The sequence below is a fragment of the Psychrobacillus antarcticus genome (assembly GCF_029533155.1).
GTDB classification, from domain to species: Bacteria; Bacillota; Bacilli; order Bacillales_A; family Planococcaceae; genus Psychrobacillus; species Psychrobacillus antarcticus.
Genome location: NZ_JAIZDB010000008.1, coordinates 62719 through 77703, shown reverse-complemented (window position 1 = coordinate 77703; position 14985 = coordinate 62719). Strand labels below are relative to the sequence as shown.

The window sequence follows — 14985 nt, the reverse complement described above, 5'->3', positions numbered from 1 at the left end:
CTGAAGACCCTGGACTGAGCGTAAGTGAGGGAAGCGGCTGAAGCCGTGCCCACGGAACGCGTCCGCTCGGAGCGGAAACCAATGGCCTACAAAAGATCATTTTGCACAAGACGTGAAATGGTCTTTTTTAAAATTGGCTACTATTGTGTAAGATGAAAAAAGTATATTTTCTTTTAGTGGAAATAAAGTGAAATAGTAAGTAAGTTACTAAATAAAGAAGCGAGATAGCGAACGAAATTGCATCTTGGATGCCCGCACGATGCGGGTCAGGCAGTCGTTGCGAAATGTTTTTTATTTTGCGACGAGCTTTGCGCAGGAGCACCACGATGTCGCGCACTTAGACTGTCATCCACCTGAATGGGTAGTAAAGTATTTTATCTCTAGTTAACCAAAAATGCACTAAGCTGTTTCTAAAAGTTACAGGAGGGCGAAGGACAGGCAAACGCCATAAGATTACCGAAAAAAGGGTGCTGGTTGGTTGTGACGAACGTCACAACCAACCAGCACCCCTAAAAATTCACTCGGTAATAATATAGCAAAACGTCTGTCCAAAGCCCTTCGAAAACGATAGAAACAGGTCTTGAACTTAAAGAATCGGTCATCTTTATGGCTAATTTCTCTTATTGCGTTATGCTACCTAAAGACCCCACACTTACAATATTCGCTGTATTTCATTATAATAGAAGCATTAGAGATGTAACTGGAAAGGAAAGCAACCGATGAAATATGAACGAATGATTAATTCGGAGCAAGAAACACAGGCTCTTGCAGAGCAGCTGGCAGCTCGCTTACATGCCGGGGATATACTGACGCTAGAAGGCGATTTAGGCGCAGGTAAAACGACATTTACTAAAAGTGTGGCCAAGGGGCTTGGAATTACGCGTAATGTGAATAGCCCAACGTTTACTATATTAAAGCAATATGAGGGTAGACTGTCGTTAAATCATTTAGATGTCTACAGACTTGCAAATAGTGATGAGGATCTTGGTTGGGACGAGCTGTTTTACGGAGATGCGGTTAGCATCATTGAATGGGCACATCTAATAGAAGAAGATTTGCCGCCGGAACGACTGGCGATTCAAATTCTGCGTCTGGATGAGGATGCTAGAAAATTTACGTTTATGCCATTTGGCGAACGATATGAACAATTATGTGAGGAGCTTTTTGAATGATTTGGTTAGGAATAGATACGTCACATACACCGCTTTCGGTAGCTATTGTAAAGGATGAACAAGTACTTGCAGAGTACAAATCTTCTATGAAAACTACCCATTCGATTGGAACGATGCCAGCGATTGAGGAATTAATGGAAAAAGCAAATATCAAGCCCAATGAAATAGAGGCAATTGCTGTAGCGAAAGGACCAGGTTCTTATACAGGAGTTCGTATTGGAGTAACGATTGGAAAAACGCTTGCGTGGACGCTAAATGTGCCGATATATGCGGTATCAAGTTTACATGTGCTTGCCGAGAATGCACCGTATTTCCAAGGGGCTGTATGTTCCATTATGGATGCACGTCGTGGAAATGTATTTGCTGGAATTTATTCGAACGGTGAAGTAGTTAAAGAAGCACATATGTCGTTAGTAGATTTACTGTCGACACTAGAAAGTTTAGGACAGCCTGTTTTGTTTGTCGGCATGGACGTTACGATTCACTGGGAGCAAATAAAAGAAGTACTTGGAGGAAAGGTTCAACGGGTCAATGCCGCATTCGATTTACCAAGTGCAGCTGTTTTAATCGAAATGGCGAAAAAAGTGGAACCATCCGAAGTGCATACAGTGGTACCTGAGTATTTGCGCATTACTGAGGCAGAGGCAAACTGGATGAAAGAACAGAAGAAAAATGGAAACTAATATAACGTATCGCAAAATGACGCTAGATGATATAGACCAAGTACTGTTAATAGAACAGGAGGCATTCGACACACCGTGGACGAGAGAAGCCTTTGAACACGAAATGACGACTAATTTGTATTCACATTATCTTGTTGCGGAAACAGAGGACAAAGATATTATTGGATACTGTGGCATGTGGGTAGTAATAGATGAAAGTCATATTACTAATGTAGCAGTAGCCGAGCAAATGCGTGGAAACAAAATTGGCGAAGGTTTGATGCGTGAAGCTATCCGTGTTGTAACGGAGCAGAATGTAGTGCTCATGACGCTAGAAGTTAGAGTAACAAATGATGTGGCGAAGAACTTGTATCATAAACTTAACTTCCAAGACGGAGGCATACGGAAAAACTATTATTCAGATACCGGAGAGGATGCACTAGTGATGTGGGTGGAATTCAAATGATTAAAGACCAATATATATTAGGAATAGAAACGAGCTGTGATGAAACAGCAGCATCGATTGTGAAAAATGGGCATGAGATTATTTCCAATGTAGTCGCTTCACAAATCGAAAGTCATAAACGATTTGGTGGAGTAGTACCGGAAATTGCCTCGAGACATCATGTGGAGCAAATTACGATTGTTATCGAGGAAGCATTAAAAGAAGCAGGTATGACACCTCAGGATTTAGATGCAGTCGCAGTAACAGAAGGTCCAGGTTTAGTTGGCGCACTTCTGATAGGTATAAATGCAGCGAAAGCATTCGCTTTTGCAAATGGACTTCCACTTGTTGGAGTCCATCATATTGCGGGGCATATATATGCTAATGCATTAGTGCAGAAGATGGAATTTCCACTTCTTGCGTTAGTTGTGTCTGGAGGACATACGGAGCTAGTATTGATGAAGGAAGATGGACAGTTCGAATTGATCGGAGAGACTAGAGATGATGCTGCGGGCGAAGCGTACGATAAAGTAGCTCGAGTATTGAATCTTCCTTATCCAGGAGGTCCACATATCGATAAACTTGCGAACGAAAGTGATAAAGCATTGCAATTTCCTAGAGCATGGTTAGAGGAAGGGTCATATGATTTTAGCTTCAGCGGATTGAAATCAGCCGTGATCAATTATCAGCATAATGCCGAGCAACGAGGGGAAGAAGTGAATCCGAACCATCTAGCGGCAGGATTCCAGCAAAGTGTAGTGGAAGTGTTAACGACAAAAACAATTCGTGCAGCACGTGAATTTAAAGTGCAGCAAGTCATAGCTGCAGGTGGAGTTGCTGCCAATAAAGGACTTCGTACTTCACTAGAGGAAGCTTTTACAAAAGAAAATATCCCTTTTTATGTACCACCCATCAAGTTGTGTACAGATAATGCTGCCATGATCGCTGCCGCAGGTAATTCAAAATTTTCGGCGGGGCATATAGGTAATATGTCGATGAATGGTAGACCAGGTTTAGAATTAGATAGCTGGAACTAAATGAAATCCTCTTTTCTTCGACAAGAAAAGAGGATTTTTTAACATGTAATTTAACAGTTGTCAATAGAGAACATCCGTACTTATACACAATTTGTGGATAACATGTGCATAACTTAGCAGAAAACTACATATAGTATGATAGTTACGCACAGTGTTGTGTATAACTATTTTTGAGAATTGTGGACAGTGTGGATAAACCTGTTGATAGATTGCTATCACTAGTTTTTTTATGTGAATAAATATGTGGAGGAAAATTATTATAAAATAGTACTTGACCAACATATATGTATACGATTCGACAGGAAAAGAACGAGATATATAAAATAGGTAGTGAAACCAAATTGAAGATTGGTCTCACTACCTATTTAAGGTGCTATTTCCTCTAGTTGCTCTTGTAATTCCAACCATTCATTGGACAAGTCATCTTGTTTTTCTTTCAATTCATCCAGTTCACGCTGTAACTGTTGAACAGCTTCGTGGTCTTGGAAAATTTCAGGGTCACATAGCTTTTCTTCAATCGTAGCAATTTCCACATCAACAGTTGGAATCTGACTTTCTAATTCCTCTAGCTGACGTCGAAGCTGGCGTTCTTTTTTCTTCGCCTCTTTATCAATTGTGGATGTGTTCACTTTTGAAACTGCTGTATTTTCAACGACGGCATTTTCTAAAGCAAGCTCTTCCATTTCTTCTTTTTTCTCTAAGTAATAGTCATAATCTCCAAGGAAAAGGGTTGCGTCTTCGCTGGCTAACTCAATAACCTTTGTGGCAATTCTGTTGATGAAGTAGCGGTCATGGGATACGAATAGGATAGTCCCTGGAAAATCGAGCAAAGCATTCTCGAGAACCTCTTTACTGTCTAAGTCTAGATGGTTGGTAGGCTCATCGAGGACAAGCGTGTTCGCTTTTAATAGCATTAGCTTTGCGAGAGCAAGTCTTGCCTTTTCACCACCGGATAATGTAGATACCGTTTTTTGTACATCATCCCCTGTAAATAAGAAACGACCTAATACGTTGCGGACATCTCGTTCATTCATCAACGGCCACTCATCCCATAGTTCCTGTAAAGCGGTTTTGTTGCCAGTTAGTGCTGCTTGTTCTTGGTCATAATATCCAAATTGGACATTTGTTCCGTACTGGATTTTTCCGTTAGCGGCATCCAGTTGTTTCATAATTGTCTTAAGTAGAGTCGATTTCCCAACACCATTTGGTCCAACAAGTGCAATACGATCTTGCTTGTAAACAGAGAAGGAAATGTTAGACGAAACGGTATTATCCCGATAACCAATTGCGATTTCCTCTAGTCGTAGCACGTCATTGCCACTAGGACGGTCGATAGTAAATCCGAATGAGGCAGACTTTTCATCGCCATCTGGGGAATCCATCCAATCGGTTTTTTCGATAACCTTACGTCTAGATTGAGCCATTTTAGTAGTAGAGGCACGAGCTAGGTTTTTACTTACAAAATCCTCTAGCTTTGCTTTTTCCTCTTGCTGTTTTTCATACTTCTTTCTATCTAACTCATAGTTCTTTGCTTTTTGCGTTAAATAGGAGCTATAGTTGCCAACATATCTGGCTATATTATGACGAGACACTTCGTACACAAAGTTGACTACCTGATCTAAAAAGTAACGGTCATGTGAAACAATAAGAACCGCGCCGTTATAATTTTTTAAATAGTTTTCTAAAAAGCTCAGCGTTTGAATGTCCAAATGATTGGTAGGTTCATCAAGGATTAGTAAATCTGGCTTACTCAATAGCATTTTGGCTAGTGCTAGTCTTGTTTTTTGACCTCCAGACAATGCTTGGACAGGTTTATCATAATCATCTTGGAAAAATTGCATTCCATGTAAAATGGAGCGGATATCTGATTCAAAGCGATAACCACCAGCTTCCTTAAAGGCCAACTGTAATTCATCATACATAGCTGCCACTCTTGCATATGCTTCGGAATCTTCATATATAGTGGGGTTTGCCATTTGTGTTTCTAGTGAACGAAGCTCTTTTTCTGAGTCAATGAGATGACTAAAGATCGTCTTCATTTCTTCCCAGATGGACAGCTTGGAATCGAGTCCTGCATGCTGCTCTAAATAGCCCAGACGAATATTTTTGGGCATAATTATTTCGCCTGAATCATAAGACATTTCGCCAGCTATTATTTTAAGTAGAGTGGATTTCCCTGCACCATTTCTCCCTACAAGGGCAACCCGGTCTCGGTCCTGAACCTCTAGCTTTACGTTTGTTAATATATCTTCTCCGTTAAAGGATTTTGTTATTTGATTGACTTGTAAAACAATCACTGTATTCGCACCTCTATTCTACTCTAAGTGTAATAGATAGGGCTTGTCGTTGCAACGGGATAGCTTTACAATGGTAGAAATGTCTAGTATTATAATAACGATTTGTTTGAATAAATTAGGAGGATTTTTTATGAAACCAGAAACACCGAGAATTCCTCAAGCAACTACGAAAAGACTTCCATTATATTATAGATTTTTACAAAGCTTTCATAATGCTGGACATAAACGAGTTTCCTCACAGGAATTGAGTGAAGCGATGAAAATCGATTCCGCAACAATTAGAAGAGACTTCTCTCATTTTGGTGCACTTGGAAAAAAAGGATACGGTTATGAAGTTCCAATGTTACTTGCATTTTTCCGTAAAACACTTGATCAGGATGAGGCTGCCAATGTTGGCCTTATTGGAGTAGGGAGTTTGGGCACTGCATTTCTAAAATATAATTTCCAAAAAAATCACAACACGAAGATTGTCGTCGCATTCGATACAAAGGCACCCGTTGAAGGTACGATAATTAGTGATATTCCTGTGTATCATTCGAGTGTGATGCTTGAAAAGCTAAAGGAATATGGAATCGAGCTCGTCATTTTCACATTGCCAACCCGATCTGCACAACAAGTGGCCGATCAGTTAGAGGCTTCCGATATTAAAGGGATATTGAATTTTACGCCAATTCGTTTACAAACAACTGATGCTATTCGTGTGCATACAATCGATCTTTCTGTCGAATTACAGACCCTTATTTATTTAATACGAAACGAACATACTGAATAACGAAAAAGCCTTTGACCACATTGCTAATAGGTCAAAGGCTTTTATAAATGAAAAAATATAAAATTGTTCCATGAAAAATGGGATCATGGGACTTTAAAGGATGAATAATACTACTGATTTCCGCTTCAGGCGGACGCTTTCCGCGGGCTTGGCTTCAGCCTCCTCGTCGCAAGCTCCTGCGGGGTCTTTAGCTCAAGCTATCCCGCTGGAGTCGCCGCCTTTCGCTACAATCAAAAAAATGTGTAGTACTCCAATCTAAGATATAGCATAGCTTATCACTTAGATTATAAGATAGGTCAGAGAGTAATAAAATTATTTGTAATCCCTTTTGAATTAGAAATACTAATATTTAATTTTAATAATAAGTGAAGTTATATTTCATTTTTTACTAGTGGAATAAAGAGAAATAGTAAGAATTTACTAATAAAGAAGCGAGATAGCGAACGAAATTGCATCTTCGAGAGCTTTCTCTATGAATAGTAATGAATCTTTTCTCTAGTTATCCAAAAACACATTAAATTGTTTCTAGAAGTTGTAGGAGGGCGACGGACATACAAACGCTATAAGATTAACGAAAAAAGTGATATTGGTTGTGACTAACGTCACAACCAATATCACTAAAAGTTCACTCGGAAATAATATAGGAAAAAGTCTGGCCAAAGCCCTTCGAAAACGAATGAAATAGGTATGGACTTTAAAGGAACAGGGGTCTATGTTCCCGTTTTTATTAATGAAAAAATATTATTTGCAAATTTGAGTATTGTTTTAAAAAATTTTGAATATCTTCTCCGTAAAATTGGACAAGTACAACAAATCCATTTAATAGCATATGGGAGATAATAGATGCGATAATGCGCTTGGTCTTGTAATAGATATACGAGAATATAAATCCAGATACTGCATATATTAGGATGTGCGTAAAGTCAAAGTGAATAATACCGAACGCAATCGCACTGACAGAAGCAGCTACAAAGAAATTGGTTTTCGGTAATAAGGTTCCGAAAATGATGCGTCGAAATATGAGTTCCTCTAAGATAGGAGCAAAAATGACAATTGAAAAAATCGCAAATGGAACAGCTTGGGCGATTTCGATAAACTGGGTTGTATTATCTGAACCAGGATCTACACCAAATCTAAGTTCGATGCTTGCGGCAATACCTTGACCAACGAGTACTAAGAAAAAACCGGCAAATCCCCAGCTGATCGTTTGAAGAATTAGGGATGGCGTACCTTTTAATTGCTTCAAGTAAGTATTGTCTTTCCGGATGATCAGTAAGGTGATTATTGTGGCGATTCCCATGCTGAGAAATACCCACCAACCAGAAATATTAAGTGCCGGATCTTCCACACCTCTTGTTTCAAAAAAGTTATAAAGGGATGGCAGAAATGGTACAAGTACCGCTCCTGATAACTGCATAATACAGTAAACGATTAAAATGTATATACCTGTTTTTTGTTGTTTCATGAAAAGTTATATTCCTCTCTATTTGTACCTTCTTCTTTATTGTATCGGAAAAAAGAAATAAAAGAAAAAGATACCTTCTCACTTGCAAAATGTTCTGTGATTAATTATTATTAGAAGAGTGTTAGCACTCGAAGAGTAAGAGTGCTAATAATATTAAATTTTACTATTTTAGGGAGGTAGTTTCACTTGTTAAGACCATTAGGTGATCGTATCATAATCGAATTAATCGAAGCTGAGGAAAAAACAGCATCTGGCATCGTACTTCCAGAATCTGCTAAAGAAAAACCGCAAGAAGGTAAAGTTATTGCTATAGGGACTGGACGAGTACTTGAAAACGGCACTCGCGTTGAACTTGACGTTAAAGAGGGAGACCGTATCATCTTCTCTAAATATTCAGGTACAGAAGTAAAATATGACAACAATGACTATTTAATATTACGCGAAAGCGATGTTCTAGCTGTAATTGGCTAATATAACTTCGAAAATATATTTAGGAGGTAACTAACACATGGCTAAAGAAATTAAATTCAGTGAAGACGCTCGTAGTGCAATGCTACGTGGTGTAGACAAACTTGCAGATGCTGTTAAAGTAACGCTTGGACCAAAAGGACGTAACGTAGTTCTTGAGAAAAAATTTGGTTCACCACTTATTACAAATGACGGTGTAACGATTGCAAAAGATATCGAATTAGAAGACCCATTTGAAAACATGGGTGCAAAACTAGTAGCTGAGGTTGCTTCTAAAACAAATGATATCGCTGGTGACGGTACAACAACTGCTACTGTATTAGCGCAATCAATGATTCGTGAAGGATTGAAAAACGTAACAGCGGGTGCTAACCCAGTAGGAATTCGTAAAGGTATTGACCTTGCAGTTGCTGCAGCAATTACAGAGTTAAAAGCAATTTCTAAACAAATCGAAGGTAAAGAGTCTATTGCTCAGGTTGCAGCTATTTCTTCAGGAGATTCTGAAGTTGGAGATTTAATCGCCGAAGCAATGGAACGCGTTGGAAACGACGGTGTTATTACAATTGAAGAATCTAAAGGTTTCACTACGGAACTTGATGTCGTAGAAGGTATGCAGTTCGACCGTGGATACGCATCTCCTTATATGGTGACAGATTCCGATAAAATGGAAGCTGTTTTAGAGAATCCATATATTTTAATTACAGATAAAAAAATTACAAGCATTCAAGAAATCCTTCCTGTGCTTGAGCAAGTAGTACAACAAGGTAAACCACTTTTACTAATCTCTGAGGATGTAGAAGGGGAAGCTTTAGCTACTCTTGTGTTAAACAAATTACGTGGAACTTTCAATGCTGTAGCTGTTAAAGCTCCAGGATTTGGGGACCGTCGTAAAGCAATGCTAGAAGATATCGCAGTTCTAACTGGAGCTGAAGTAATTACAGAAGATTTAGGCTTAGACTTAAAATCTGCTAACATTACACAATTAGGTCGCGCTTCTAAAGTGGTTGTATCTAAAGACAATACGACAATCGTAGAGGGTAACGGAGAGTCTGATCGCATCGCTGGTCGTGTAGCACAAATCCGTTCTCAATTAGAAGATACTACATCTGAATTCGACAAAGAAAAACTGCAAGAACGCCTAGCTAAATTAGCTGGTGGTGTAGCTGTAGTGAAAGTCGGAGCAGCAACAGAAACAGAACTAAAAGAACGTAAACTTCGCATTGAAGATGCTCTAAATGCAACTCGCGCAGCAGTAGAAGAAGGTATCGTAGCTGGTGGTGGTACTGCACTAGTAAACGTATATAACAAAGTTGCAGCATTAGCAGAAACAAAAGAAGGCGACGTAGCAACAGGTCTGAAAATTGTACTTCGTGCATTAGAAGAACCAGTTCGTCAAATCGCTAACAACGCAGGTCTGGAAGGATCTATCGTTGTAGATCGTTTGAAACGTGAAGAAGTCGGTATCGGTTTCAACGCTGCAACAGGCGAATGGGTGAACATGATCGAAGCTGGTATCGTAGATCCAACTAAAGTAACTCGTTCAGCACTTCAAAATGCTGCATCTGTAGCAGCATTATTCTTAACTACAGAAGCAGTAGTAGCGGACATCCCAGAAAAAGGCGGCGCAGGAATGGGCATGCCTGACATGGGCGGAATGGGCGGCATGATGTAAAATAGCAAAATGAAGCCTTTAACACCAAGGTTTCAAGCTATGTGCCATTGTTATTGATGCCATTTTGATGCCTAAAATTTATTTTAGTTCATTTTCTGGCTCTGAAAGGCTTCTCATTAGTTGACCAAACTTTTGAGAGGCCTTTTTTTGTTTCTCTTTTGTAATGTGCAAATAAACTTGTGTTGTCGTTTCATCATCTCTATGTCCTAGCCTATCCATTATCTCGAATAGATCGACACCTGCTTCTGCCATAAGAGAAGTATGCGTATGCCTTAATGAGTGAGGAGTAAGATGCTTAGTGATAGTTGGCAATTGTTTTAGTACGGCTTCCATCCGATTTTGAACAGTCTTAATAAAAAGTGGATAGCCGAAATAGGGCGGGTTCATTCTGCCGAATACATAATTCTTGTCATAATATTCATCGCCAACTTCTTCTTTTACAGCATCGATTAACTTTTTCTGATTTAGTAGTACATCTATGACTTCATCCTCAACTATGATTTTACGAATAGACGAAGTCGTTTTGGGTGGCAATAGTGTATATTTAACGCTGTTATTAGTTGGGTTGTAATACGTTTTCGTTATACTAATTGTTTTTTGAATAAAATCTATATCACTCCATCTTAACGCTACGAGTTCCCCTACTCTTAAACCAGTCCAAGAAAGTACGAGTAAAATTGCATATGTTTCCTGTTTCATTTCTTTTGCTTTCTCTAAAAATAGCTTTAACTCATCTTTTTCAAGAAATAATTCTTTTACTTCCGTGTTTTCAATTTCTTCAACTGTTGTTCTATCTTTAGGTATCCTTGCGAACTCCGTTGGGTCAGAAATAAGTACATCCTGTTCCCTTTCCCTTTTAAAAATCATACGTGCAGTTCCGTGAATTCCAGAAATAGTGTTATAGGCCAGATTCTTTTTGTTTTTTAAATGGTTAAGTGCATTTTGGTACATAGTTTTTGTGATCTCTTTCATTTTATATAAAGCAAAATAATCATTCAGATGCCCGATTTCGTGAACACGTACCCGGATTGTGCTTATTTTTATCTCAGTTGTTTGGTAGAAGGAAAGCCATTCATCAGCCATATCTTTAAAGGTAATGTCTTCTTTGATTTCAAAGTTTAGAATATTCATTTGGTATTCAAATTTTAGTGCAGCATCTTTAGCATCCTTTTCACGTTTAAAACCACGTTTAACAATTCTACGTCTTTTTCCAGTCTGCGGGTTAATACCACCCTCTACAATATACATCCAACGCTGTCCGCTTTTCGTTTCATATTTCTCATACCGTGCCATTAGCTAACTCTACTCCCTTCAGTTCCTTTTACTAAATACTTCTGTAACAATATCATCCATTTTAATTTGTACTTTTATATTTTCAATACTAATAAATGTTTTCCTAGTAGACAGATATTACATTTATGAGCAAAGAAAGGTTTTAGATAAGGTAGCTAGCGGAATACTCGGTGTACCTGAAAATAATCTATTAAATGGCTTAAAACAGATAGAAGAAGAATACGCCGTAACTATTGTTTATTCAGAGATTATTGGAAGTTTGGATCAACTTAATGAAAGAATAAAATCAGAATTTGAAATGAAAAAAATAAAGCTAAACAAATTTTGGATTACTGAAAGTACGTTAAATACTTTACAGGAGAAAAGCGTTAATAAGATTTACGATCAAGGGGTAAGTAAATATAAAGTTTTAACTAAATTTATAAAAATAGATAATTTTATTATTGCCATTGGATTACCCTTACCGCATATGGAAGAAGCGATCGTAATTATAAATAGATTTAATATATTTATAATGACCATTTCCGTAATATTAATTATCTTTTTAGTAGTGATAATATCTAAAAAAATCACAAGGCCTTTAGAATCCTTGAAAAACTTGTCTCAAGATATAGCCAATTTGAAATTCAGGAAAGAAGAGATTAAAACAAATGATGAGGTAGGAGAACTTGCAAAGAGCATAAACATCATGAGTGAAAAATTAGAGAAAGCTCATGGTGAAATTAATGATCAAAATAACCGATTGAGAGATTTAATGTCAGATGTGTCCCATGAGCTAAAAACGCCACTTTCAATAGTGAAAGTTATTGGACGGTTTGGATGACGGAACCTTTAGGGATGTAATTGGAGAACAGATTGAGAAAATGGATTTATTAATCGGAAAGCTTTTGTTTTGGACAGAATTAGAAAACAGTTCATTAAACAAATCAAATTTTGATTTAGGCAAAAGTATTATTGCTATCATGGGGAAATACGCACTGATACTACAGGAAAACAGTATTGATTTTTCAATGAATGTAGATGCGGACAGGGAGTATTTTATTCGTGCAGAAAAAGAAGGAATAGATGTTGTACTTGATAATCTAATTACCAATGCTATTAAATATTCCAATGACAAGCGTATTGATATTACATTAACTAAAGACGATAATACCGTAAAGCTTACGATTGCTAACGGGGTAGGTGAAATTGATGAAAGTGAGCTAGATAATATCTGGAGGCCTTTTTATGTAGTTGAAAAATCAAGAAGTAAGGAGCTTTCTGGAACAGGTTTAGGATTACCTATTATCAAGACCATTTTGGATAATCACAATTTGGATTTTCGGTTTAAATTAATAAATAATAAGCTAGTGTTTTTTGTGACATTCGCATAACACACCCAGGTTAATCTAGTTATGGAGGCGGATTGTTAGCCGGACTTGTCGTTCTAGTTCATTTACTCGCATTTCAAGTTTAACAATATGGGTTTTCTGTTGATCAATTTTCATTTCTGAATTTCCGATATTTGTAGTTGCAATAAGCAATCACTTACCCCCTGGACTGACGTTCATTCAGGGGTTTTTAGTTTAATAGTTAAAACTCTAGAGTTGTCTTTAACCCAAAATAACCCAATGTCACTGGTAATGCTCTTACATAGATTGAGTGAATGAATGATTCCATTGAAATTATATTTTTAAGAAAACGTTGAATATTATGAAGAATCGGGTTATACTTGCCTAACTATATTAGTTAGGCGGGGAAACATGACAAAAAATAAAATTAAGGACGTTGCTTGTAGACAATTAGCTGACAAAGGGTATGAACGAGCCACTCTTGCCAGCATCGCTAAAGAGGTCGGTATAAAAACACCATCTATTTATGCATTTTTTAAAGGCAAAGAAGATCTGTTTATGGCTGTCTATAAAGATTTATTGGAAGATCAATTTCTGTACATCAAACAGTCACTAAGCAATATGGAAAATGCGCCTATCAAGGACTTACTTTATCAGATGGCAAAAGATGTTTGTAATTATCATTTAAGTCAACCTGGAAAAACAGCTGCATATATGAGACTAGCCTTTTTCCCAACCAATAATTTAAACGATGATGTGAAAAAAGTTTTTTACGATATGGAAGCGTTTCATTATGAGATTTTATTGAGGATATTTTCTCAAGGTGTAAAGCAAAGCATAATCAGGGATCAACCTGTAGATGATTTGATTGTTTCATTCCTATGTTTAATGGATGGCATATTTTTGGAGTTATTCTATTACGAAGAAGACAAATTCAAAAAGCGCTTTGAGCAGATATGGAACATCTATTGGAACGGTATATGTAACGAATGAATGAATGGGTTCAATATGCAAAGGGGGTATATTGGTAATGAAAGAAGCTAAACAAGCATTAGATTATCAACGGGAAGAAGTTAAACAAATATTAGATTACGAACAGGAAGCAGTTCCCATACAAGCACGCAAATCATGGATTTCAATGTTCCTGGTATTAATTGCTATCGGAGTCGATTTATCTTCTGTGTTGTTAGGCGCTGAGCTAGCAAATGGAATGACACTAAATCAAGCAATCTTATCAGTTTGTGTGGGATCATTTCTTTTGGCCATCTTATGTACTATCTGTGCTGTTGTAGGTGCTTCAACCAACTTATCCACCGCGATGATTACAAAGTATGTGTTTGGAAAATATGGTGCACTGACATTTTCTATTGTGATTGGTGTTTCCCTACTAGGATGGTTTGGCGTCCAGGTTGGTTTTTTTGCAGACAATGCCCATATTATTTTACAAGACTTAACCGGTTTAGACATCCCTGTAAAGGTGCTATCGTTTATCGGCGGCCTTTTAATGATGACAACTGCTATCTACGGGTTTCATGCAATTGAAAAGTTAAGTATGTGGTCAGTGCCTCTTCTATTAGGCTTAATGTTATTGACCTTATTTTTAACCTTAAAAAATTTCCCACTACCTGTTGAGTTACCTAATGTTGAGGCTTTTACATTTGGTAGTGCAGTTTCACTCGTTATCAGTATTTTTATCGTAGGCGCAACTATTTCACCAGATATTTCTCGATGGGCGAAAAGTAAAAAGGATGCCATTATTGCTACTTTTTTCGGTATTTTCATCGGGAATAGCTTTATGATTGTCATAGCCATTATCTTGTCAAAGTCGATGGGAACAGATGATATGATGCGCATCTTTATTATATTAGGAATGGCTATACCTGGTGTTTTGGTATTGACACTGGCACAGTGGACAACCAATACAAGCAATCTATATTCCGCTTCTCTCGGATTCTCTTTGGTTTTTCCGAAGATACCAAAAAAGTTGTTAACAATTATTTTAGGATTAATGGCTACGAGCCTAGCTGTTTTTGGTATTTATGATCAGTTTATCCCCTTTCTAGATATACTAGCCATTGTTGTTGCACCAATTGGTGGCATCTACGTTTCTGAATTTTTTACTGTGAAAACAGAATTTAAGCGCTACGAGAACGAACTAGAACCGAAAACAATAGTTGTTCGTTCAATCATCGCTTGGGTTATAGGAATGGTTGTCACTTATTTGACAACATTACAACCTACGGGACCGGAGTTATTTTCCCTAACGACCGTTCCTTCCCTAGATGGCTTTGTAGCAGGGTTTGTTGTACAAACTGTGATAGGAAAGTTTACCAATCGAAAGTCAATAACTAAATAGTGGAGGTATTAGGAT

General features: G+C 37.7%; 15 protein-coding genes. 11 read left to right on the top strand and 4 right to left on the bottom strand.

Features of this window, described 5'->3' with window-relative positions:
• The first annotated feature begins 719 nt into the window (after window positions 1-719).
• Genes tsaE through tsaD form a run of 4 tightly spaced genes read left to right on the top strand, consistent with a single transcriptional unit; the run spans window position 720 to window position 3316 of the window.
• Complete coding sequence (gene tsaE, locus LDK52_RS06205; protein WP_277585083.1) at window positions 720-1172, top strand: tRNA (adenosine(37)-N6)-threonylcarbamoyltransferase complex ATPase subunit type 1 TsaE; 453 nt, start codon at window positions 720-722, stop codon at window positions 1170-1172.
• Window positions 1169-1855 carry a tRNA (adenosine(37)-N6)-threonylcarbamoyltransferase complex dimerization subunit type 1 TsaB gene (tsaB, locus tag LDK52_RS06200; RefSeq protein ID WP_277585082.1) on the top strand — a complete coding sequence of 229 codons (687 nt, stop codon included), beginning with the start codon at window positions 1169-1171 and terminating at the stop codon, window positions 1853-1855. The genes tsaE and tsaB overlap by 4 nt, the downstream gene beginning before the upstream one ends.
• Window positions 1845-2300 carry a ribosomal protein S18-alanine N-acetyltransferase gene (rimI, locus tag LDK52_RS06195; protein ID WP_277585081.1) on the top strand — a complete coding sequence of 152 codons (456 nt, stop codon included), beginning with the start codon at window positions 1845-1847 and terminating at the stop codon, window positions 2298-2300. Before tsaB ends, rimI begins: the two co-directional genes overlap by 11 nt.
• On the top strand, window positions 2297-3316 hold the full coding sequence (gene tsaD / locus LDK52_RS06190; RefSeq protein ID WP_277585080.1) for a tRNA (adenosine(37)-N6)-threonylcarbamoyltransferase complex transferase subunit TsaD: 1020 nt from the start codon (window positions 2297-2299) through the stop codon (window positions 3314-3316). The genes rimI and tsaD overlap by 4 nt, the downstream gene beginning before the upstream one ends.
• A 365-nt stretch (window positions 3317-3681) precedes the next feature.
• Here the strand turns inward: tsaD and LDK52_RS06185 are convergent, their stop codons facing one another.
• Window positions 3682-5613, bottom strand: coding sequence for an ABC-F family ATP-binding cassette domain-containing protein (locus LDK52_RS06185; RefSeq protein ID WP_277585079.1), 1932 nt, complete (start codon window positions 5611-5613; stop codon window positions 3682-3684).
• 130 nt (window positions 5614-5743) lie between these two features.
• On the opposite strand from LDK52_RS06185, the gene LDK52_RS06180 reads away from it, so the two are divergent.
• Window positions 5744-6385: a redox-sensing transcriptional repressor Rex gene (locus LDK52_RS06180; RefSeq protein WP_277585078.1), complete on the top strand. Its 642-nt coding sequence runs from the start codon at window positions 5744-5746 to the stop codon at window positions 6383-6385.
• Window positions 6386-7112: 727 nt separating this feature from the next.
• On the opposite strand, the gene LDK52_RS06175 is transcribed toward LDK52_RS06180, so the two are convergent.
• On the bottom strand, window positions 7113-7850 hold the full coding sequence (locus LDK52_RS06175; protein ID WP_277585077.1) for a CPBP family intramembrane glutamic endopeptidase: 738 nt from the start codon (window positions 7848-7850) through the stop codon (window positions 7113-7115).
• Between the two features lie 186 nt (window positions 7851-8036).
• Here LDK52_RS06175 and groES point away from each other — a divergent pair, with 186 nt between their 5' ends.
• Together groES and groL are read left to right on the top strand one after the other, a co-directional pair.
• Window positions 8037-8321 (top strand): co-chaperone GroES, encoded by a 285-nt coding sequence (gene groES, locus LDK52_RS06170; protein WP_277585076.1) that lies wholly within the window; start codon window positions 8037-8039, stop codon window positions 8319-8321.
• Window positions 8322-8358: 37 nt separating this feature from the next.
• Window positions 8359-9990, top strand: a complete 1632-nt coding sequence (gene groL, locus LDK52_RS06165) for a chaperonin GroEL (protein ID WP_277585075.1) — start codon at window positions 8359-8361, stop codon at window positions 9988-9990.
• A 78-nt stretch (window positions 9991-10068) separates the two neighbouring features.
• Here the strand turns inward: groL and LDK52_RS06160 are convergent, their stop codons facing one another.
• The gene (locus tag LDK52_RS06160; RefSeq protein WP_277585074.1) at window positions 10069-11283 is read right to left on the bottom strand and encodes a site-specific integrase; all 1215 of its coding nucleotides are present in this window, start codon (window positions 11281-11283) and stop codon (window positions 10069-10071) included.
• Between the two features lie 259 nt (window positions 11284-11542).
• On the opposite strand from LDK52_RS06160, the gene LDK52_RS06155 reads away from it, so the two are divergent.
• Both LDK52_RS06155 and LDK52_RS06150 read left to right on the top strand, forming a co-directional pair.
• Window positions 11543-12106: a HAMP domain-containing protein gene (locus tag LDK52_RS06155; RefSeq protein WP_277585073.1), complete on the top strand. Its 564-nt coding sequence runs from the start codon at window positions 11543-11545 to the stop codon at window positions 12104-12106.
• A complete protein-coding gene (locus tag LDK52_RS06150) occupies window positions 12090-12656 on the top strand; it encodes a sensor histidine kinase (RefSeq protein WP_277585072.1) in 567 nt (188 codons plus the stop codon). The genes LDK52_RS06155 and LDK52_RS06150 overlap by 17 nt, the downstream gene beginning before the upstream one ends.
• A gap of 15 nt (window positions 12657-12671) precedes the next feature.
• Here the strand turns inward: LDK52_RS06150 and LDK52_RS06145 are convergent, their stop codons facing one another.
• Window positions 12672-12806, bottom strand: a complete 135-nt coding sequence (locus LDK52_RS06145; protein ID WP_277585071.1) for a hypothetical protein — start codon at window positions 12804-12806, stop codon at window positions 12672-12674.
• Window positions 12807-13025: 219 nt separating this feature from the next.
• Here LDK52_RS06145 and LDK52_RS06140 point away from each other — a divergent pair, with 219 nt between their 5' ends.
• Both LDK52_RS06140 and LDK52_RS06135 read left to right on the top strand, forming a co-directional pair.
• Complete coding sequence (locus LDK52_RS06140) at window positions 13026-13607, top strand: TetR/AcrR family transcriptional regulator (protein WP_277585070.1); 582 nt, start codon at window positions 13026-13028, stop codon at window positions 13605-13607.
• 37 nt (window positions 13608-13644) lie between these two features.
• Complete coding sequence (locus LDK52_RS06135) at window positions 13645-14970, top strand: cytosine permease (protein WP_277585069.1); 1326 nt, start codon at window positions 13645-13647, stop codon at window positions 14968-14970.
• Window positions 14971-14985: the final 15 nt, after the last annotated feature.